Raw genomic sequence first — 20561 nt, forward strand, 5'->3', positions numbered from 1 at the left:
TTTCCGATACATATATAGCGGAGTGGCTGATATTCGAGCTTAAAGCTGGCGTTAACAGTAGAAAAAGGAACAGAGAGAATCAAGATGATTCTCTCTGTTCCTTTTTAATTATTATGAAGTCTTTTCGGATTGATAAGTGACTATATCCTTATCCAAGAATCCTCTTATTTCTTTTTCCGTCTGAAGACTACAACTGCACCTGCAGATACTGCCAAAACTGCCAATGCGATAGGCAGAGCGCTGTTATCGCCGGTAATTGGGTTGTATTTGTCATCATCAGTGTCATTCGAAGAGGAACCAGTTCCACTGCCAGACGGCCAATCCCAATCACTTCCGCCGGTCTGGTCTTCATCAGAACCAGGGATACTGGGGGTATCATTATCTCCGTCGCCACCACCGGCAGCGGTGATAGTTACCTGAATAGGAATCGTAATGGCTGTCACTTCACCATCAACGCTGAGATAACCAGTAGCAGCATAGGTTCCCGCTGTATCAAACTTCACCTGGCTGTAATCCCAATCAGTGACAGTCATATTCACTTTGCTGCCATCGGAGTAGTTGGCCACTACATCCTTCTGCAGTTTGGCAAAGACATCCTCTGCGCTTGTTCCTACCTGCGCAGAAACTGCCAGAGACTCAGGATCCAGGGAAATCAGAGTCACCTCTCCGGTCTCATTGACGATGATGTTGGCATAAGCCTTTACATCCGTTCCATCCAGGGTGCCTTCCACCTGATAAGTACCTTCCTCATCCAGTTTTACATTGCTCAGATCCCATGTCACGCCGACACTGACCTGTACGCCGTCTTCCTGGGTTGCCAGAAGCTTTTCAGGCAGGCGATAAAGCACTTCGTCCATGGAGGTACCAACCTGAACAACGATATCCTCGACCTCTTCTACCGAAACAATCGGAGAACCGGTATTCAGATATACATTGTCAAATTTGGCAGTACCATTGAACACCATAACACCAACTCGTCCTTCTCGGATGGTGCCAGAGTCCACCGTGCCCTGGGCAATAACAGTATCGTCAAAGGTTACGGTGTAGGCGTCGCCAACCGCCTCCACTTTGTAGTGGTGCCACTGGCCCAGCTTTGCCTCGACCCCAGCCGCCGCAAAACCGACGTTCATCACGTCCCGGGCCGCGCCGCCGCCTCTGGGGAATTCGAAGATACGGAAGTTCTTGCCCACCATGTCAAAGTTGAGGACATAGCCGCCAGCGGAATTTGCCGCCGTATCTGCCGCCCGGAAAACAAGGCCCAGCGCCTGTCCATCTACTAGCTGGACGTCACCTTCAAAGACAAAGTCGCCGTTGACTGTCTGCTCTGCCACAGCAAAGGAGTCTCCAGAGCCAACACCTTGATATCCATCCTCAACGACCTGCCAAGAACCACCAGAGGTAGACCAGCCGGAAAGATTGGTGTTAAAGTTCTTTTCAATGACATTAACTGTCACTTCTTTTTCAAGCCCGCCGGCGTTGGTAACTGCTTTAATGGTATATTCACCAGTAGCAGGAGCCCGCAGAGTCAGGGTAGTGTCTGTCTGCTCCACGATGACAAGGCCATCATCGCAGGTCCAGGTAACGCTCTTATTCTCTACGCTGTTGGGCAGCACATTGGCGGTAACGGTAAACTCCTCGTTGACGCCCACGGTACCAGGAGCAGAAACAAGCAGAGAAGTTGGATTCCCATCGGATGAAGTCAAATCGTCCCGATACATGGACTTCATATCCCAGATCTTCAGGGAATCAATGGTCAAATCGCCATTGGTGAAGAATTCCATTCCCGCATTGTCCAGGGAGGTGTAGAAGATGGTGTCGATAGCCGCTTCGCCATCATTGCCGAATACGTCAATGATAGACCAGTCCACCAGGATACGCAGCTTAATCTTTCCATCCGCTGTGGGATACAGCTGATAAGAGCAAACTTCATTTTTACCCCAATTGCCCGTCTGGCTCTTATCTACATAAAGCAGGTCAGACTCTGTGTTGTACTTCACAGTCAGCTGGTTGTCTCCACCTTTTCTCAGGTTGAAACCAAACTCGGTGGCTGTCTCGGGGGTAATGGTTGCCTCAATATCAAATTTCTGTCCGGCTAAGCCTTGGAGAATATTTTCATCGTCGGCGCCGACTTTCAGATTATCTACCTCATAAAAAGGATTCTCAGAACGATAGGCATTGATCTCCTCCGGGGCATAGGAGGTCAGACGGTATTCGCCGTTAATCAGCTTGAGCCCGGTCACCAAAGGCAGGGACTGGGCGCCTGTCCAATCCTTGCCATCCATGGCGGTTTCCTGCATCCAGCTGGTCAGCAGGGTGCGTCCTTTGGGGTCGTTGAACCACTTCATGGTGGCGTACATATCCGGTCCGCCATTGTAAGTGATCTGTCCAGTCAGAGGCTTAAAGGTATATTTCCCACCTTCTTTGACTAGGTCACCTACCACATACCATTTGCCGGAACCGTTGTAGACCCACTTGGTTTCTCCAGTACCCTCAACAGTCAGGGGGTATAAGCCCGGGCACTCAGAGGAGATCCTAGCGCCGTTTTCATAGTATAGGTCGCTTTCCTTTGTCCAGTGGATCAGGTCGGAGGATGAGAAGATCTGGCCGTCGCCGCCGGCCACAATCATCAGCCAGACACCGCCTGCCTCATAATCGTCATCCTCCTGCCACCAGACCTGGGGATCCCGGAAGCCGCCGCCATATTTATTCCCCTCATTGCGCAGAACCGGGTTGCCGCTGTATTTGATCCAGGTCCGGCCATTGTCCAGGGAATAAGCTAAGGATTGTTTTTCGTTGCCATAGGTGGTGTCCCCGCCGCTGTGGGTAAAGATCGCCACCATCCGCTCATCCGGCGGGGTGCTCTCGTCAAAGAGTCCGCTGGTATTGTTCCTATCAATGACGCCGCAGCCAGAGAAAATGGCCCCCAGCTCGTCCGGGGTCATGGTCACCGGCATCTCCGTCCAGGTAATCAGATCTTTGGAAACCGCATGGCCCCAGCTCATATTCCCCCACACCTTGTCATAGGGGTTGTGCTGGAAGTACATATGGTATTCCCCGGTGCTGGCATTGTACATTAAGCCGTTGGGGTCATTGGTCCAGTTATATTCCGGAGTGAAGTGGAACTGGGGACGGAACTGCTCCTGGAAAGCAGTAGCCGGATCAGAAGCCTTTTTGATCTGGATGGTGGTAATGTTGGAAATTCCGGTCTCTTCATCTGTCAGCTTGACCAAGATATCATTGTATCCGGATTCCAGTGCCACTTCTTTAAATTCCCCGACTACAGCCGCCTCATCGTTGATAGACAGACTATAGCCGGCCTCTGCAGAAGCTTTGACCTGTACGCTTTCCACCGTATAGGGGACCTCTGCCGTGTAAGTGTAAAGGGAGGGGGAAAACTCCTCGTTGAGCTCTGCGCCCTCAATCTCCAAGCCGGTGAGCTTGGGGGTGGTGGCCGGGGTATACTCTACATTATTGAACACCACCTTGGCAAAGTGGCTCATAACACCGATATACCCGCCTTCAAACACATCACCGGTCTCCTGCCGGGAACCCACCAGTTCCCCGTCTAAATAGAAGTTGAACATGCCTCCTTCCAGCACCTCGACCCGGAAGTGGAAATTGGTCTTTTCCATCTCATCCTCTGTCAGGTTGCGGGGAATGGACCAAACTTCGGTTCCCGTGTTCTTAAAAAGCTTGGTAATGCGCATATTCTTGTCCACATTGACGCAGTACCAGCAGGAATAGGGATTATCCGGGTCCTTGACGCCGAATACCAGCCCCGCCGCATTACCTTCCAAAAGCTGCATATCGCCTTCCAGGATAAAGGCGCCAGAAGCTGGTACATTCAATTGTGACATATAAAACTGGTCACCGGTGCCCCCGTTGTTAGCCAGGAGGCCGTCCTCCGTCTCCATCCAGATACCGCCGGAGGCCGTCCATTCACCTTCGATGTTGGTGTTAAAATCGCCCTGGACCGGGGCATCGGTATTGTCAGTAAAGGAAAAATCGCTGTATTTGACACTGCGGTTATAGCCGACAAAGCCCACATAACCACCGGCAAAATTAGGCGCTGTGGTGGAAATGACAGGGTTTTCCATGTCGTTGACATAGAACTCCACATTTTTCGCCGCATCTACCGTCAGCTTTAGCCGGAGGTTTTCATAATCCAGCTCGCTGCTGTTAGGGATAGGGGCCACCACGTTAAGGGTATCCGCCCCCCGTTCACAGAAGACCCTGGCTTCGCCATTATTGACCATGGCGCCATACCAACCGCCAGCCGCAGGCTCCATCTCCTGGGCCGGGGCGCCGAAGAGAAGCCCGGCGTCGGCGGTAGCGCCTTCCTGATAACTCATGGTCGTCTCAAAGACAAAAGCGCCTGATTGTGTGGAGGATGCCACATAGTTATTGCCTTGGCCCGTATTGTTGAGGGTAAGGACCCCCTCCTCCAAGGAAAAGTCCCCGCTTCAGCCAGCCAGCTCTACCGGTCCGGCAGCGCTGACCATGGTCATCCCCGCGGGAACGACGCTCATCAGAGCAAAAACCAGGGCAAACAACAGGGAAAATCCTCTCTTTGCTCTCCTTCTCAATTTCTTTTCCTCCTTTTTCATGATCCTTACTTAAAAAAGTAAATGATTAATTCTATCTTATCATCGTCAAAAATTATTGGTAATATTTTTTCACAAACAAGAAGATTTTTTGTTTGTTTTATTTGTTTTTGCCTTAGTGATTTGTGCTGATCGCTGATATCTCCATTTGTTATAGGGATTTTCTTAAGCTTTCCTCCGATAGTGTCCTCCCTATGGGTTAACTTATGAAATCTAAATTCGTCAGAATTTTATCTCATTGAATGCTTCAGAAGAACACAGGAATTAAAGTGATCGTTTTCGATTATTGATTCCCTTTTTGAGGTTGCTTTTCTTTCTTGATTTTAGTTGACCGCTCTGATAGAATAGTAAAAAATGGACTTTCCATCATTGATTCTTTTGTACTAAATCACGGAAAAGAGGGATGGTTTTGTTTTCCGTCGATCGGGAAAAATGATTTACAATTATCTGAAAGAACATGATACCGCAACAACTGAGGTTCTAAGCGAAATTACCGGCGCTTCCCTGGCGACAATCCGTCGAGATCTTAATCAGATGCACCAGCAGGGAAAGATCCTGAAAAAATACGGTGGAGCCCAGTACATTCCTCCAGAAAAAAAGCCAATCTCTCGGCTGGACGGCGAAGAAATTCCTGAAATTTATGCCGACAAGGATGCTATTGCTAGGCTAGCTGCGGAGCTCATCCAGGATCACAATACTATTTTTCTTGGTGCTGGCAAGGTCTGTTCCCTAATCGCTCGCTATATCCGGGACCGGAAGGGTGTCACGGTGGTCACTACCAATATTGACGCAGTTTTGGAACTAGCACAATCCAAAAATGCTAAGATACTCCTGCTGGGTGGTGATGTCAATATCCAAGACAATTTTATCGAAACCATCGGGGAATTCACCACTGATATGTTGCGCAATTTTTATTTTGATAAAGTTTTCATCAATATTGATGGAGTTGATCTCATCGCTGGCTATTCCATTGTCAACCGGCTCCATCTCCCCTTGTATCACTATCTTCTTGATAACTCCAAACAATTTTTCCTTACCGTGGATAAAAGCAAATTCAACAAACGTCATTTTGTCCACCTATGCAACCTGGATCGCATCCGCAATGTGATCATCAACGCCTCTACGGATGCCAGATTTATCCAGTACTATAAACAAAATGGAATTAACATCTATCTAGCGCCGGACAGGAGGTAAAGGTATGTTCCGTAAGCTTGTTGCTATTGAACCTATCCATTTGGATCCCCATTCCGAAAAGGAATTGCAGAAGCTGGCGAAGGAGGTTCAGCTTTATCCCGACCTTCCCACTGATGACCAAGAAATTATCCGTCGCATTGGGGACGCTGACGGCGTCCTTCTCTCTTACACCAGTAGGATCAATGCCCAGGTAATCGCCGCTTGCCCCTCAATTCAATACATCGGCATGTGCTGCAGTCTCTATTCTCCCGAAAGCGCCAATGTGGATATCCGTTTTGCGCAGAGCCGTGGGATCACTGTATTGGGCGTCCGAGATTATGGGGACGAAGGTGTGGTGGAGTACGTTATCAGCGAATTGGTCCGGTTGCTCCACGGATTTGGGCCCCGTCAATGGAAAGACTATCCCACCGAACTAACTGGGGTAAAGGTGGGAATCCTGGGTCTGGGCACCAGTGGTTCCCTTGTGGGCCGCGGCATCCGTTATTTTGGCGCTGACATGTACTATTACAGCCGCACCCGCAAACCAGACATGGAAGAGGAAGGGTTCCAGTACCGAGATCTGGATACCTTGCTGCAGGAAGTGGATATCCTCTGCACCTGTCTCAATAAAAATGTGATTCTTCTGCATGAGCGGGAATTTTCCCTTTTTGGCAACGGAAAAATTATCGTCAACACGTCCATTGGCCCATCCTTTGATCTTCCCGCTCTAAGCCAATGGCTAGCCTGTCCTGATAATTATTTTTTATGCGATACCGAACTTGCATTGGGGGGTCCCTCTTTGAGAGAACTTCCCAATGTTTCCTGCGTAGGCAAATCCTCCGGGGCGTCCATTCAGACGACGCGACGGTTAGGGAAAAAAGTCATCCAAAATATTGAATCATTTTTTGGTACGTCTTCCCGTTGACTTGGTGGTATGATAAAAGAAAACGGAGAAAGGAAGAGATCATATGGCACAAAAACATCTTGCATTTCTGGTGATGGGACCTCACTATAATCCTGAGGAGCACAAAGCAACCTTTGTAACTTCAAAGCGCAACACCATTCTCTGTGGTGTCCGAGATTTTGATGAAGCCTGTGAGATGGTCAAAGACCTTGTTCAGAACAAGGATGTGGGGGCTATTGAACTGTGTGGCGCATTTGGACCTGAAAAATGCCAAAAACTCATTGAGCTGACCGATAACCAGATTCCCATTGGTTATGTGACCCACTTCCCGGAACAGGATAACCTGTTTGACGCCTTTTTCGGTAAATAAGTTTCGCAAAAAGCCATGTGGCAAGTGTGTCCATATGGCTTTTTTATTTAGTCTGATTTTCTCCCACGCCACTCTGCTTTGGGTTTATACATATCTGTATCGGTTTCTTCCATATATATGTAGGGTAGTAAAGAACTCCTATCCCCATAGCTTGGGAAACGCAAAGCAGAAAGGTGGATCTTTCCATGGTGGATCAGCTGATGACGGCATTGACCGCCCTCAACGGTCAAGTAAACAGTTTTGTCTGGGGACCGTTTATGCTGGTGCTTCTTTTGGGAACCGGCGTTTATCTTTCTCTTCGGACCAAATTCTTTCATCTGACCAGATTTGGACGAATGGTCCGATGTACGGTAGGCTCTCTTTTTGCTAGACGGTCTTCAAAACCAACCGGCCAAAAGATCACCCCCTTTCAAGCTATGTCCACTGCCCTGGCCGGGACCATCGGGGTGGGAAATATTGTTGGGATTGCCACCGCTATTTCTCTTGGCGGCCCTGGCGCTGTTTTTTGGATGTGGATCAGCGCCTTTTTTGGTATGATGACCAAGTATGCGGAGGTGGCTTTGGCCGTCCGATTCCGTAGTACAGATGAAAATGGGCGACATTACGGCGGTCCTATGCTTTACATAGAAAAAGGGTTGCATATGAAGTGGCTGGCCTGTATCTTTTCGGCCCTTTGTGCCCTCGCCTCCTTTGGTATCGGCAATATGACCCAATCCAACGCCATTTCTGGTGCCCTAGAGGCATCCTTTCATATTCCTCGCTGGATTTCCGGCGTGGCTGTCGCCACGATTACCTCCGCTGTCATTTTGGGCGGGGTCAAGCGGATTACCAAGGTTACCTCGGCTCTTGTTCCCATCATGTCTATCTTTTATATCCTTGGAACTTCGGTGGTCATCATCCTAAACTGGTCTGAAATCCCCCATGCTTTTGCTCTGATCTTTCAGGGGGCTTTCCACCCTGAATCAGCTGCCGGCGGCATCATCGGATTTACTGTTGCCCAAGCCATGCGTTATGGCTTCGCCAGGGGTGTTTTCACCAATGAGGCAGGACTTGGCAGCGCTCCCATCGCCCACGCGGTAGCGGATACCGATAACCCTGTGGAACAAGGATTCTGGGGGATGTTCGAAGTCTTTGTGGATACCATCGTGGTCTGCACTATGACCGCTCTTGTCCTTCTATCCTCAGGTGTATGGAACAGCACCATTCCCGATACAGCCATGGCTGCCGCTGCATTTTCCCAGGCTTTTGGAAAATTTGGAGGGTACTTTATTTCCATTGCTACTGCGTTGTTCGCCATCTCTGCCCTCTTGGGATGGTGCATGTATGGGGAACATAGTGTCGCCTACCTGTGTAAAAAGAGCTCATTTCCTGTACTCATTTACCGTACCGTCTTTATCTTTTTGACCGTTGTAGGCGCTACCATGAAAATTGATCTGGCCTGGGATATCTCCGATACCCTCAATGGGCTGATGGCGATTCCCAACCTGATCGGCCTGATCGGTCTCAGCGGGGTGGTCATCAAGATGACAAAAGACTATATTCGGGACCCTTCCAGTGTGCTCATGAAAAAATAACAAAGCAGCGGAAGCTTAGTTGCTTCCGCTGCTTTGTTATTCTCGGATGATAAGGATATTCTTTTCGGTTGGTGGCTGTAACCTTTCAGACCGATTTTCCCTTGGGTAACATAGGATTCCTAGGAAAATCAGCAGCAATCCTAACAACACTGTGGCTATCCGGGTCATTATCCGTTTTCTCTGTTTCATCTGCTGCCCCTTTTCTCTGACACAACATATGCTTTCCTAGCACGAAATAGTACGCCTCTAAAGCTTCTTGGAACTATTTCCTCGATAGTAAAATTGCTGTTATGAGGAGGTCGGAAATGAATTGCCCTTTTTGCGACGGTAATCGGCCAATCAAATAAGGAAAGGCCGTCTCCGAATGAAGACGGCCTTTCCTTGTCTATGAATCTATTTGGGGCAAATTTTCAGTTATTTTACATCGCCATAGTAGGCCTGCTTGTAGATCGACTCGATTTCTTTGACCAGAGGATATCTCGGATTGGTGGTGGTGCACTGGTCCTCAAAGGCACGGTAAGAGAGTTTTTCTACCCCGGCCATAAAAATCTTTTCATCAACACCACAATCCTTGATGCAGCTGGGTATATTCAGCTCAGCAATGAGATCCTTCACCGCTTTGATCAGGCTCTCTACTCCCTCTTCGGTAGTACCGCAGGGCAGGCCAAGGAATCTCGCGACTCTGGCATATTTTTTGTCAGCAACAAACTTTCCATATTTGGGCCAGGTAGCAAACTTGGTAGGTTTGCTGGCATTGTAAGCGATGACATAGGGCAAGAGCACTGCATTGGCACGGCCGTGAGGAATATGATATTCCCCTCCTAGCTTGTGGGCCATGGAGTGGTTCAGTCCCAGAAAGGCGTTGGTAAAGGCAAGCCCTGCAATACAGGAAGCGTTGTGCATTTTCTCCCTTGCCTCAAAGTCGGTAGCGCCGTTCTTGTACGCCCTGGGCAAGTACTGGAAGACCATCTCAATAGCCTGCAATGCCAAACCGTCAGTATAATCCGAAGCGAGAACGGAGACATAAGCTTCCAGTGCATGGGTCAAAACGTCCAAACCGGTATCTGCTGTTGCGGATTTGGGAAGGCTCATGACAAACTGGGGGTCGATGATCGCCACATCCGGTGTTAGCTCATAGTCAGCCAATGGATATTTAATGTTTCCATTCTGCTTATCTGTGATAACAGAAAAAGAGGTGACCTCGGATCCAGTACCGGAGGTGGTGGGGATGCAGACCAGCTGCGCTTTCTCTCCCAATTTCGGGAAGTGATAGGTCCTCTTCCGGATATCCAGGAATTTCAGCCTCAATCCACCAAAGTCCGTTTCCGGGTGCTCATAAAACAGCCACATGCCTTTGGCGGCATCCATGGCGGATCCGCCGCCGAGGGCAATGATGACATCGGGCTGGAAGCTGTTCATTGCAGCAACACCGCGCATAATGGTCTCCACAGAGGGATCCGGCTCAACTTCAGAGAATATTTCCGCATGGCAGTACTCTGTCCGCTTGCGGAGATAATAGAGTATTTTATCCACATTCCCCAGCTTCACCATCATCGGATCGGTGACAATGAACGCTCTGGAGATATTGGGCATCTTTTCGAGATACTGGATAGAATCGTTCTCAAAGTAAATCTTGGGTGGAATTTTAAACCACTGCATATTCACTCTCCTCTTGGCAACGCGTTTTTTGTTGATCAAATTGACAGAGGAAACGTTAGAGGTGGTAGAGTTCCTTCCGAAAGAGCCACAGCCCAGGGTCAAAGACGGGGTATTGGTGTTATAAATGTCACCGATGGCGCCCTGGGAAGAGGGAGAGTTGGTGATAACACGTCCCACCTTCATCTCTTCACCGTAGCATTTGCACAGCGCAGGATCATTGGAGTGGATGACAGCGGAATGGCCCAAACCGCCAAATTCCAGCATCTTCTTGGCCATCGCAAAACCCTCTTCGCTGTTTTTGACCACAAAGTATGCCAACACTGGAGAAAGCTTTTCCCTGGAAAGGGGATAATCGGGTCCCACATCCTCCAATCGGGCCAACAGGATCTTGGTTTTCTCCGGGACCTTCACTCCGGCCTGTTCCGCAATCCACCAGGCGGGTTTTCCAACCACCACGGGATTCACGGCGCCTTTCTCAGAATTAATCACAAAATCACTTATTTTCTTGGTCTCTTCTGGATTAAGAAAGTAGCAATCGTAATAGGTCATGATCTTCTCAAACTCAGGAGCGATCTCTTCATCTACAATAGCCGCCTGCTCAGAAGCACAGATCATTCCATTATCAAATGTTTTGGATAGAATTAAATCATTACAGGCGCGGGCTACATCCACAGATTTTTCAATGTAGCAGGGAACATTTCCAGGTCCAACACCTAAGGCCGGTTTTCCTGCGGAATAGGCACTTTTTACCATGCCAGCACCACCAGTAGCCAAGATCATGGAAACTCCCGGATGATTCATCAGCGCGTTGGTTGCCTCAATGGAGGGAAACCCAATCCACTGTATGCAGTTTTCAGGGGCGCCATGTGCCACTGCCGCATCACGGAGTACCTTTGCGGCCGCAACAGAGCACTTCTGTGCAGATGGATGAAATCCAAAAATAATCGGGTTACGGGTTTTTGCACAGATTAAGGATTTGAACATCGTTGTGGAAGTGGGATTGGTCACCGGTGTGACTCCAGCAACAACGCCTACAGGCTCCGCTACCTCCACATAACCTTCCATTTCATTTTCATCAACAATGCCCACCGTTTTCTGGTACTTTATGTCATGCCAGATATACTCGGTAGAAAAAATATTTTTGATGACCTTGTCCTCGAATACACCGCGTCCGGTCTCGTCAACCGCCAATTTCGCTAATTCCTGGTGATGATCCAATCCCGCCAAAGCCATAGCGTGGACCGCTTCATCCACCTGTTCCTGGTCCATCTGCATATACTGTTCAAGAGCGACATTCGCTTTGGCAACTAGTTGGTCAATCATTTGTTTTATGTCAACTTGCAGATTCTCCCGTGACGTTTTTTTCTCAGCCATGTTCTTGTCCTCCTAAATTAACAGTGTTGTGATTGTTTTCTTGAGATTGTTAATTTAATAACAATCTTTGCAGTTTCATTATACAAGATTGTTATTTTTTTGTCAATATATTTTTGACTCTATTTAGATAAATATGCATTTCTATCAAAAAAATACGCCCGCTCAACTGCGGGCGTATTTTTATAACAATCAATAGATAATGTTGCTTTCAATCAGCACTACGGACAAGATCACATTGAACAAGACACTACAGACCAAAAAGCCGATGCGGGCCTTTTTATTCTTAATATTTTTAGACGAAATATAGAGAAGCAACGTAGACAATGCCAAGCCGATAACATCAATGCCGATAAATATCTCATTATAATTTAAAGGGCACCAAGGATGGATCCATTGAGCCAATGGAAGGCTCATAATATGAAAAAGGGGCAGGACACAAAGGGGCAAAACCGTAAAAGCGTACTGGTTTTTATGGGCTTTCAAGTAGACTACACAAATTGCCAAGACTATTAAAATTACCGACCAGCATTCGACCTGCATCCATCTCCCCCCTTTATACCAATACTTTATTTCTTATGCGAAGCAGCCGTCAAATATGTCCTGGGCTCCTGAGGAATCCCCTGCCACAACCAGTGCATAGTAATTGCCTTGGTGAAGGATTGCGCAATTCTCCAGCTTTGGCATTTCCTCCGGAACATAATCTACAAAACCGTCTTTTTGATCCTGTACACGACTGTCGATCGCGTTTTCCAGAGCCTGTGCGTCTCCGCCTTCTTTGAGCTTGAATACAGCTACTTCTTCAGGCGTGGCGCCAGAAGAGCTAACATACACGGTGTATTCTTCCAGATCGTCCGCATTAATTTCATCATACTGGGTGGTCATCCTATCGCCCTCCAGCTGGATCAACTCATCGTCAAAGGTAATTCCATCCATAAGCTTTTGAGCGATATCAGTCGTCGTAGTCTGTTGCTTTGTACTTTCATTAGATGCTGTAGAAGACTGCCCGCTGGCATTTTCACCAGATGTCGTACCAGACTGACTTTCGGAATCCTTACTTGTTCCGCAACCAGCAAAAATCGCCATGACAAGCAAGCATGTCACCATGAGTAAAGTGATTGTTTTTTTCATTTTCTTCATCCTCCATTACTGTACTGTATGTGTTTTTAAATAATCAAACCATTTTTGGTAATACTCAGCTCCAAAATGCATACCATCTTTTGGGCTGGCATCGTCAGGTAATGCCCCTGTATCGTCCTTGAAAGCCTCGGCTACATTGACATAATAAACTTGCTTGTCCTTTGTCATTGACAGAATTGCTGCATTATAATCATCAATCTTGGAATTTGCCATTTCGGGCTTTTCATCTTCGTATTTCTGTGTCACCGGAAGAACAGACTGGATATAGATCTTTGCATTAGGATATGTCTGCTTGATTACATCCACCAATCGGCTGTAATCACTAATAAACTGATCTTTATTTAGCCAACCAAGTCCATTGGCTCCCAGCATGACATACACTTTCTGAGGCTGATAGTCCTTTAGCGCGTCAACTACGGTTACCTCATTGCCCGAGGCATCTTTTACCACTGCTTTGGTAAAAATCGTCTGCGGATTTAGGCCGCGGTCCGCCAATACGGTGGCGTTATCCATCATCTGATACAATTCGATTCCCTGGGAAATAGAATCTCCGATGAATAGGGCATCATCAAAATATTCTGATTTGACCCTTGAGCTTTCTGGAATTGGTTCGCCAAACACTACTTGATCCGCCGTAACAACTGTTTCTAAGTTGCTGCTGGATTCTGTGCTCTGTTGACTATTGCTAGAAGCTGATTCACTATCACTGGTTATAGAAGAACTGCTGCTCTCCTTACTTTCAATGACAGCCGGCAGGCTACTGCTACTTGAAGAGTTAGACTGTGCCAAGAGTTGCTTTCCCTTTTCCTGTTGGTGCTGCCACACAAGGGCAATACCCGCCGCTAAGATGATAGCTAGTAATAGAAATAATAAAATGGGGACCGCATCCGAAAAGTTCTTTCTTCCTCTATTAATATAAACAGGCTTTTTATATGCCATGAGTTAAATCCATCCTTTTATTTCGATTGGACAAACGTCCATTATTTTTGCAAATTCATTTTCTCCACAGAAAATCCTCTATGGAACTTATCTAAATCCTACAGATGTTCTCATTATACTATAAATAACCAATTATTTCATCATATTTAAAGAACAAAATTTGAAAATTCCGTTTCGGATGGAATATGGACCTGTAATATATTACCATAATATATATAATTTTCAAAATAATTTTCATTTCAAGTAGATTTATCTAAGACTTGACGGAATTTCACAGAATTATTATAATAGTATAGCAATCTATCTGCTACTGTGGCTCAGTCGGTAGAGCAGCTGATTCGTAATCAGCAGGTCACCGGTTCGAATCCGGTCAGTAGCTCCATCAGGCTGAGCCTGGACGTAATCTGCGTTCCGGGCTCAGTTTTTCATTTTGCCTTTTCACTCGCGTTTTCAGTGGATATCTATTTTGTCAACACTTCCTACACCTGCGGTGAGCAATTCGCGCTCCAGGCCCGGCTCTTTATTTTGCCGTTTCACCCTCGTTTTAAACTGGAATCTTTTTGCCACACAATCACTGATTAAACCTGGATACATTGCTTTTCAGATTCGTCTTTTGTTTTTGCATACATAATCAAAAAAGCGCTTGGAATTAGACAATTCTAAGCGCTTTTTTACATTGAATTTTAAAAATACGGAATCATTTCTTCCATAATTACTGTCCGGCAAATTCCTTGCCCCAACTTTTGCATGTTTCTAGTCCTACCTCATCCGGCGTCTCGTTGAGGATAAGACCCTCACCCTGGAAAAGTACAGCGCCGGCATCTGTCACTCTATCCTGCCAATTTCTCATCCATTCACCATCTCCCCATCCATAGGAGCCAAAAAGCATAACTTTCTTCCCAGAAAGAGAGTCCTCAAGCGCGGTAAAAAACGGCTCAAACTCCTCCTCTTCCAAAACTTCTGCCCCCATGGCTGGGCAGCCTAACGCCAGCAAATCATAAACAGCAGCTTGTTCCGGCGCAATTTCAGATACGGTAAACAGCTCCGCTTCCGCGCCTGCCTGTACTGCACCCTCCATGATGGCCTGGGCCATCATCTGGGTATTTCCTGTCTGGGACCAATAAATCACTGCCATTTTGCTCATTATTTTTCTTCCTTTCTATATTAAAGAATGTTTATGCGTATCTGCATGCCTCTTTCGAGACATATTCAGAATGCGCGCCACAAAATACCCTTATAATTGAATCTCCCTGTTCTACCCGTCTGTAGATTGCTTTCCTACAGCGGTCATATCGTTCAAATAGCCGCTTTGCCTTTTCCGGATTTGCATACACCTTCCAATGCCCGCACAACAGATAATCCTTGCCCTGTTTTTCCTGGAATCCCAATACATCCTCAATGGGATATCCTAAAAACAGTCCAATTTCATGAGGAAATCCACCGCGGGAGCTAAGACGTTTTTTTAGATGGGTAATCCAGCCGTTTACGCCTTCCTGTAAAGGATATCCCGTCTGTTGAAGTATGATCCGGATGTTGTTTCCTTGTAGACTTTTTTCCAACATCTCTCTACGGAAAACCAGAAGTAACCAGTGGTCTTTGCATCTGCACATAATTTCAAATTGCAGCCCACATTGGCCTAGAAAATAGTTGTATTTCTGGATCTGATCGTTGAGATCGGGATAGGCGGCTTGATCTAGTGAGAGAAGGTTCGCCGGCTTAATTCCTGCCAAAGTAGGTCCACAATGAAACGCTAACAGGTGATCCAAAGTATGGTTCATTCATTCCTCCATCAGTTAGTTTTAGCTAACTATATGCTAAAAAATAAAGAGCTATGCTCCTTTGATCTTCTATCCAGCAGTAGTTTCACAGCGACAATGGTTGCTCAGCAGTTCCTTCAGCGCACAAGCACTGCTGCTGTGGCAGCGGGCAACAACAGAATTTTTTCGATTGGCTTCCTGCAAAGCACAACCAACCATCTTATGAGACACAGTGTTGGTAAAAAGGACCATAAGATCCGGACAGCCAATCTGCTTTTTAAAATCCGCAGGCATCTTTGTAAATACTTTAGCTTTGCATCCAAATTTTTTACAAATCTGTTTGTACTGGCATTCCATCCGTTCATTGCCGCCAATGATGACAATGCTCACTTTCATTCCTCCTATCATATTTAGTTAGCAATCGCTAACTAAACGATATCATATAACCTTTTTCTTGTCAATCCTATTTTTCTAACAAACAAATACGAAATCTTTTCTTGATAGGTCCATCACCGAAAAACTTTGACAGATTTTCTATTTCTCTTCTTTTTCCTTTCGATATAAAATATGTGCTTTCAGGCATTCAAAGGTCTCATCACTGATATCATGTTCAATACGGCAGGCGTCCTGAGCCGCGGTCTCCTCCGACACTCCCAAAGTCACCAACCATTCCGTCATCAGCCGGTGACGTTCATAGATGCGTTGTGCAATCTCCAGCCCTGATTGTGTCAGTTCTATCCATCCGTCTTTGTCAATGGTGATATAGCCATTGTCTTTGAGAAGGTTCACGGCTCGGCTGATACTAGGCTTGGAAAAATTCATATAATGGACGATATCAATCGAGCGTACCACTCCTTTCTTCTCTTTGAGGATCAGTATGGTTTCTAGGTAGTTCTCTGCTGATTCTTGAATTTTCATTGTTCTTATTCCTTCTTTATTGAATTATAGGTTTCACCTTTCTGACATTCTATACAAAAATTTTGATACCAATATGATTACAATTTTATCATACTGTCACAATCATCGCAAGATGCAAAAGCTTTTTCTTAATTATTGACCAAAAAATTCTTTCCAACCCTTGACAAAACAAGTTAGCCGATGTAAACTTATTTCCGGAATGAGGTTAGTCAACACTTACCTCAACTTTAGTTGATAGTTAGTTGTTCCTAACTTTTAAAAGGAGGGTGATTTTTAGTTATGCCGTTAACAATGGCTGCCTCAGGAGAAAGAAACACAGTCAAAAAGATCAACGGTAAGGATGAAGTCCGCCGTTTTCTTGAAAGCCTGGGTTTTGTTGAAGGCGGAGACGTCACTGTTGTCTCCCAAATCGGTGGTAACTTGATTGTCAATGTGAAAGACACGAGAGTTGCGTTGAGTAAAAGTATGGCGAACCGCATCATGATTTGAGAGATGCCGGCCTTCCATTATAACTGAATGAAAGAGGGGATACTGATGAAAACGCTGAAACAGACAAAATGCGGAGAAACTGTGACCGTCAAAAAACTGGGTGGCGAAGGTGCTCTCAAACGCCGAATTATGGATATGGGCATTACCAAAGGCACCTCCATTTTTGTCCGCAAAGTAGCTCCGTTGGGTGACCCGGTGGAAATTACCGTTCGCGGCTATGAACTTTCCATTCGGAAAGGCGACGCAGAGAACATTATCGTTGAATGATTGCAGCGGGATCTTTCCCGCAATTTTTTCAGATTTGAGGTTAGCTTCTTCTAACCATCAGCAAAGGAATGGAGCCAGCAGATACTGCTGAAGGAGGTAAAGAAATGTCGATAAAAATCGCGCTTGCAGGCAATCCCAACTGCGGCAAGACCACCATGTTTAACGACCTAACCGGAGCCAATCAGTTTGTTGGAAACTGGCCAGGCGTTACTGTTGAAAAGAAAGAGGGCAAGCTAAAAGGCCATAAGGATGTCGTTATTACCGATCTTCCTGGCATTTATTCCCTCTCCCCCTACACATTGGAAGAGGTCGTCTCCCGGAATTATATCATTAACGAGAAACCGGATGTTATTCTCAACCTGGTGGATGCTTCCAATATTGAGCGCAACCTGTATCTGACCACCCAGTTGTTGGAAATGGGGATTCCGGTTGTCATTGCCCTCAACATGATAGATATTGTTGAGAAAAACGGCGACCAGATTGATGTAAAAAAACTTTCCGCCGCTCTTGGATGCGATGTTATTGAGACTTCCGCTATCAAAGGACGTGGTTCTAAGCAGGCCGCCGAGCGGGCCGTAGCCATTGCCAAAGAGCATCGTAAGACTCCACATCAGCATACTTTCGATTCTAAGGTAGAGGATGCTCTGATAAGTATTGAAAATCTGCTGAGCGGTCAGGTTCCTAACGATGCAATCCGCTGGTTTGCAGTAAAAATGTTCGAGCGGGATGAAAAGGTGTTGGAAGAATTAACCCTCTCCGCTGACACCAAAGCACAGATTGAAGAAATCATCACTGCTTGCGAACAGTCCGAAGATGATGATAGTGAAAGCATCATCACCAACGAACGGTATAATTATGTGGCTAAACTGATTAAAAACTGCGTACATAAGAAAAAAGTTGGGATGACCACTTCGGACAAAATCGATCAGATCGTCACAAACCGCTGGCTGGCTCTGCCCATCTTCGCCGTTGTGATGTTCATCGTTTACTATATTTCTGTCACAACCATCGGCGACATTGTCACCGCGTTTACCAATGACACCCTCTTTGGCGAGTGGATCAGTCCCACAGTCGAAGGCTGGCTGACCGCTATTGGCACCGCCGACTGGCTGGTGGGCTTGATCGTAGAAGGTATTGTCGGTGGTGTCGGCGCTGTTTTGGGATTTGTTCCCCAGATGCTGGTCCTCTTCCTCATGCTTTGTCTCCTCGAAGAGTGCGGTTATATGGCGCGTGTTGCTTTTATTATGGACCGTATTTTCCGCCGTTTCGGATTGTCCGGCAAGTCCTTTATCCCCATGCTGATCGGTTCCGGCTGCGGCGTTCCCGGCGTTATGGCATCCCGTACCATCGAACAGGACCGGGACCGCAAAATGACCATTATGACCACCACCTTTATCCCCTGTGGTGCTAAAATGCCCATTGTTGCTCTCATCGCAGGCGCGGTCTTTGGTGGTGCCTGGTGGGTTGCTCCTTCGGCCTATTTTATCGGTGTTGCAGCTATTATCGTTTCCGGTATTATCCTGAAGAAAACAAAACGCTTTGCTGGTGAGCCCGCACCTTTCGTTATGGAGCTTCCTGCCTACCATGTCCCCACCATCGTCAATGTGCTCCGTGGCACCTGGGAGCGGGGTTGGTCCTTCATTAAGCGGGCTGGCACTATCATTCTTCTCTCCAGCATTATCATCTGGTTCACCAGTGCTTTCGGTATTGTAGATGGCGCCTTTACCATGGTAGAGGATATGGATAAGTCCCTGTTAGCAGCCATCGGTGGCTTTGTGGCTCCTATCTTTGCACCTTTGGGCTTCGGCAACTGGCAGTCCACAGTGGCCACCGTGATGGGCCTAGTGGCAAAGGAAGAAGTGGTTGGTGTATTCGGTGTCCTCTACGGGGTTTCTGGCGATGCTCTGGCTATGGTCGAGGAAGGCGCTTTCGGCGGGCTCTCGGCAATTGCCGTTCACTTCACAGCCCTGTCTGCATACTCCTTCCTGATCTTCAACCTTCTCTGTGCTCCCTGCTTTGCAGCCATGGGCGCCATTAAAAGAGAGATGAACAACGCCGGTTGGACAGTATTCGCCATTGGTTATCAGTGCATCTTCGCTTACACCATCGCACTGATTGTCTATCAGCTGGGGCTTCTTTTCACCGGTAATGGCTTTGGCATTTGGACCTTTATCGCCATCGTTGTGCTTGCCTTGTATGTGTATCTCTTCGTCCGCAAAGGATATCAGGGCAAAGAATCCATTCAGATTCGCAGCACAAAAGCAGTGAGTAAGGTGTAAGCAAATCCAAAGATTGATTTCTTTCCCCGTCATCTGTGACTTGATAGAAAGGATTCTCTATATGGCAACTTTTATCATTGGTGGAGTTCTTGTTGTGATTGTCGCTCTTGTCATCATTTCTATGCGAAAAAGTGCCAAAAGTGGTGGCTGCTCTGGCAGCTGCGGCGGTTGCACCGGTTGTTGCCATGGTCAGCATGAGCAAGTAGCTCCCCGCAACCAATCTAAATAACTACTTTCTCCTTATATACTCCCACAGTAACCTCTAAAAAACAGGCGCCGTCATAAGACGGCGCCTGTTTTTATACTAGTGCAGATCGAGAAAAGGTAGGACATGTTGGGGCATGACTGGAGAATGCACCACATAGCTTCCATGAGTTTCCCCCTTTAAAATATGCAGCTGGCTTCCCGGAATCGAACGCGCCAAATACTGCGTATGCCGGGTCTTAATCATATCTTTTTCACCCGCCAGCAGGAGAACCGGCAAATGAATAGCTTCCAGCTCCTCTTTGGTAATCTGCGGTTCATCCAGCATCATTTTAAGCTTTGGCTCCCGGGTGAAGAGATAAAACAGACGAAATAGCATCAGATATCTTATTTTAAGCCCGGACGGCGTTGCGTTCGCCCCGCAGGCAATGAGTCGGGAGATGCGCTCTGGGTACCGAATCGCCAAAAGCAGCCCAACAATTCCGCCGTCGCTAAAACCGCAGATAATTGGTTTTTCCAACTGTAATACCTTGATAAAATCTGCCACGTCTTTTGCCATTTCATCATAGGAAATGGTGGACGTCATCTCACTTTTCCCATGGCATCGGCTATCCAGCGCATAAACCGTATACTGTGAGGAAAAAGCCTCCACAGCCTTATCAAATATCTCATGGGTCTCACCGTTTCCGTGAAGCAAGAGGAGAGGAGCTCCCTCCCCCTGCTTTTCATAAAAGATCCGGATACCGTTGGCAAATGCCTCCACTCTGTATTTCCCTCCCTAGTACCATGATATTTATTATTATATCGTTTTCTCCGGCCTTTTGCAAAAACTATAAAAGGATGGGGTGCAGCTCAAGCTGCACCCCATCCTTTTTCATTTAAAGTTGTATAGATAATTTCTTATCTGTCGGTG

At 46.8% G+C, this 20561-nt stretch carries 19 protein-coding genes and 1 tRNA gene; 9 read left to right on the forward strand and 11 right to left on the reverse strand.

Annotated elements, in window-relative coordinates:
• Positions 1-164 precede the first annotated feature (164 nt).
• Positions 165-4448, reverse strand: coding sequence for a GH32 C-terminal domain-containing protein (locus WGC32_RS07030; RefSeq protein WP_342681181.1), 4284 nt, complete (start codon positions 4446-4448; stop codon positions 165-167).
• Positions 4449-4463: 15 nt separating this feature from the next.
• The gene (locus WGC32_RS07035; protein WP_342681182.1) at positions 4464-4586 is read right to left on the reverse strand and encodes a hypothetical protein; all 123 of its coding nucleotides are present in this window, start codon (positions 4584-4586) and stop codon (positions 4464-4466) included.
• 450 nt (positions 4587-5036) lie between these two features.
• Here WGC32_RS07035 and WGC32_RS07040 point away from each other — a divergent pair, with 450 nt between their 5' ends.
• The 4 genes from WGC32_RS07040 to WGC32_RS07055 all read left to right on the forward strand — a co-directional run bounded on the left by WGC32_RS07040 (position 5037) and on the right by WGC32_RS07055 (position 8625).
• On the forward strand, positions 5037-5798 hold the full coding sequence (locus tag WGC32_RS07040) for a DeoR/GlpR family DNA-binding transcription regulator (RefSeq protein WP_342681183.1): 762 nt from the start codon (positions 5037-5039) through the stop codon (positions 5796-5798).
• Positions 5799-5802: 4 nt separating this feature from the next.
• Positions 5803-6702, forward strand: coding sequence for an NAD(P)-dependent oxidoreductase (locus WGC32_RS07045; RefSeq protein ID WP_342681184.1), 900 nt, complete (start codon positions 5803-5805; stop codon positions 6700-6702).
• A gap of 43 nt (positions 6703-6745) precedes the next feature.
• Complete coding sequence (locus WGC32_RS07050) at positions 6746-7051, forward strand: DUF6506 family protein (protein WP_342681185.1); 306 nt, start codon at positions 6746-6748, stop codon at positions 7049-7051.
• Positions 7052-7236: 185 nt separating this feature from the next.
• Positions 7237-8625, forward strand: a complete 1389-nt coding sequence (locus WGC32_RS07055) for an alanine/glycine:cation symporter family protein (protein ID WP_342681186.1) — start codon at positions 7237-7239, stop codon at positions 8623-8625.
• A gap of 414 nt (positions 8626-9039) precedes the next feature.
• On the opposite strand, the gene adhE is transcribed toward WGC32_RS07055, so the two are convergent.
• The 4 genes from adhE to WGC32_RS07075 form a co-directional block, all read right to left on the reverse strand.
• Positions 9040-11658 (reverse strand): bifunctional acetaldehyde-CoA/alcohol dehydrogenase, encoded by a 2619-nt coding sequence (adhE, locus tag WGC32_RS07060; RefSeq protein WP_342681187.1) that lies wholly within the window; start codon positions 11656-11658, stop codon positions 9040-9042.
• Between the two features lie 189 nt (positions 11659-11847).
• Positions 11848-12198: a hypothetical protein gene (locus tag WGC32_RS07065; protein WP_191481983.1), complete on the reverse strand. Its 351-nt coding sequence runs from the start codon at positions 12196-12198 to the stop codon at positions 11848-11850.
• A gap of 33 nt (positions 12199-12231) precedes the next feature.
• Complete coding sequence (locus tag WGC32_RS07070) at positions 12232-12786, reverse strand: DUF4358 domain-containing protein (protein WP_342681188.1); 555 nt, start codon at positions 12784-12786, stop codon at positions 12232-12234.
• A 15-nt stretch (positions 12787-12801) separates the two neighbouring features.
• Positions 12802-13734: a GDSL-type esterase/lipase family protein gene (locus WGC32_RS07075; RefSeq protein ID WP_191481981.1), complete on the reverse strand. Its 933-nt coding sequence runs from the start codon at positions 13732-13734 to the stop codon at positions 12802-12804.
• A gap of 306 nt (positions 13735-14040) precedes the next feature.
• On the opposite strand from WGC32_RS07075, the gene WGC32_RS07080 reads away from it, so the two are divergent.
• Positions 14041-14116, forward strand: a tRNA-Thr gene (locus WGC32_RS07080).
• A 330-nt stretch (positions 14117-14446) separates the two neighbouring features.
• Here the strand turns inward: WGC32_RS07080 and WGC32_RS07085 are convergent.
• The 4 genes from WGC32_RS07085 to WGC32_RS07100 form a co-directional block, all read right to left on the reverse strand.
• Positions 14447-14878 carry a flavodoxin gene (locus WGC32_RS07085; protein ID WP_342681189.1) on the reverse strand — a complete coding sequence of 144 codons (432 nt, stop codon included), beginning with the start codon at positions 14876-14878 and terminating at the stop codon, positions 14447-14449.
• Positions 14879-14909: 31 nt separating this feature from the next.
• The gene (locus WGC32_RS07090) at positions 14910-15512 is read right to left on the reverse strand and encodes a DUF3793 family protein (protein WP_342681190.1); all 603 of its coding nucleotides are present in this window, start codon (positions 15510-15512) and stop codon (positions 14910-14912) included.
• A gap of 69 nt (positions 15513-15581) precedes the next feature.
• Positions 15582-15881, reverse strand: a complete 300-nt coding sequence (locus WGC32_RS07095; RefSeq protein WP_191481978.1) for a DUF2325 domain-containing protein — start codon at positions 15879-15881, stop codon at positions 15582-15584.
• Between the two features lie 144 nt (positions 15882-16025).
• Entirely contained in the window at positions 16026-16409 is a 384-nt protein-coding gene (locus tag WGC32_RS07100; RefSeq protein WP_191481977.1) for an iron dependent repressor, metal binding and dimerization domain protein, read from the reverse strand.
• 279 nt (positions 16410-16688) lie between these two features.
• Here WGC32_RS07100 and WGC32_RS07105 point away from each other — a divergent pair, with 279 nt between their 5' ends.
• The 4 genes from WGC32_RS07105 to WGC32_RS07120 all read left to right on the forward strand — a co-directional run bounded on the left by WGC32_RS07105 (position 16689) and on the right by WGC32_RS07120 (position 19673).
• Complete coding sequence (locus WGC32_RS07105; RefSeq protein ID WP_191481976.1) at positions 16689-16898, forward strand: FeoA domain-containing protein; 210 nt, start codon at positions 16689-16691, stop codon at positions 16896-16898.
• 45 nt (positions 16899-16943) lie between these two features.
• Complete coding sequence (locus WGC32_RS07110; protein WP_191481975.1) at positions 16944-17165, forward strand: FeoA domain-containing protein; 222 nt, start codon at positions 16944-16946, stop codon at positions 17163-17165.
• Positions 17166-17269: 104 nt separating this feature from the next.
• Positions 17270-19444 carry a ferrous iron transport protein B gene (gene feoB / locus WGC32_RS07115; RefSeq protein WP_342681191.1) on the forward strand — a complete coding sequence of 725 codons (2175 nt, stop codon included), beginning with the start codon at positions 17270-17272 and terminating at the stop codon, positions 19442-19444.
• A gap of 61 nt (positions 19445-19505) precedes the next feature.
• Positions 19506-19673 carry a FeoB-associated Cys-rich membrane protein gene (locus WGC32_RS07120; RefSeq protein WP_342681192.1) on the forward strand — a complete coding sequence of 56 codons (168 nt, stop codon included), beginning with the start codon at positions 19506-19508 and terminating at the stop codon, positions 19671-19673.
• A gap of 75 nt (positions 19674-19748) precedes the next feature.
• Here the strand turns inward: WGC32_RS07120 and WGC32_RS07125 are convergent, their stop codons facing one another.
• A complete protein-coding gene (locus WGC32_RS07125; RefSeq protein ID WP_342681193.1) occupies positions 19749-20411 on the reverse strand; it encodes an alpha/beta fold hydrolase in 663 nt (220 codons plus the stop codon).
• Positions 20412-20561 lie beyond the last annotated feature (150 nt).

It is taken from the genome of Zongyangia acetica (assembly GCF_038739695.1).
Classification (GTDB): Bacteria; Bacillota; Clostridia; order Oscillospirales; family Ruminococcaceae; genus Zongyangia; species Zongyangia gallinarum.

Bases quoted from the DNA above. Each gene is read 5' to 3' on its own strand.
- WGC32_RS07040 (WP_342681183.1), top strand. From the start codon at position 5,037: ATGATTTACAATTATCTGAAAGAACATGATACCGCAACAACTGAGGTT.
- WGC32_RS07045 (WP_342681184.1), top strand. From the start codon at position 5,803: ATGTTCCGTAAGCTTGTTGCTATTGAACCTATCCATTTGGATCCCCAT.
- WGC32_RS07050 (WP_342681185.1), top strand. From the start codon at position 6,746: ATGGCACAAAAACATCTTGCATTTCTGGTGATGGGACCTCACTATAAT.
- WGC32_RS07055 (WP_342681186.1), top strand. From the start codon at position 7,237: ATGGTGGATCAGCTGATGACGGCATTGACCGCCCTCAACGGTCAAGTA.
- adhE (WP_342681187.1), bottom strand. From the start codon at position 11,658: ATGGCTGAGAAAAAAACGTCACGGGAGAATCTGCAAGTTGACATAAAA.
- WGC32_RS07065 (WP_191481983.1), bottom strand. From the start codon at position 12,198: ATGCAGGTCGAATGCTGGTCGGTAATTTTAATAGTCTTGGCAATTTGT.
- WGC32_RS07070 (WP_342681188.1), bottom strand. From the start codon at position 12,786: ATGAAAAAAACAATCACTTTACTCATGGTGACATGCTTGCTTGTCATG.
- WGC32_RS07075 (WP_191481981.1), bottom strand. From the start codon at position 13,734: ATGGCATATAAAAAGCCTGTTTATATTAATAGAGGAAGAAAGAACTTT.
- WGC32_RS07085 (WP_342681189.1), bottom strand. From the start codon at position 14,878: ATGAGCAAAATGGCAGTGATTTATTGGTCCCAGACAGGAAATACCCAG.
- WGC32_RS07090 (WP_342681190.1), bottom strand. From the start codon at position 15,512: ATGAACCATACTTTGGATCACCTGTTAGCGTTTCATTGTGGACCTACT.
- WGC32_RS07100 (WP_191481977.1), bottom strand. From the start codon at position 16,409: ATGAAAATTCAAGAATCAGCAGAGAACTACCTAGAAACCATACTGATC.
- WGC32_RS07105 (WP_191481976.1), top strand. From the start codon at position 16,689: ATGCCGTTAACAATGGCTGCCTCAGGAGAAAGAAACACAGTCAAAAAG.
- WGC32_RS07110 (WP_191481975.1), top strand. From the start codon at position 16,944: ATGAAAACGCTGAAACAGACAAAATGCGGAGAAACTGTGACCGTCAAA.
- feoB (WP_342681191.1), top strand. From the start codon at position 17,270: ATGTCGATAAAAATCGCGCTTGCAGGCAATCCCAACTGCGGCAAGACC.
- WGC32_RS07120 (WP_342681192.1), top strand. From the start codon at position 19,506: ATGGCAACTTTTATCATTGGTGGAGTTCTTGTTGTGATTGTCGCTCTT.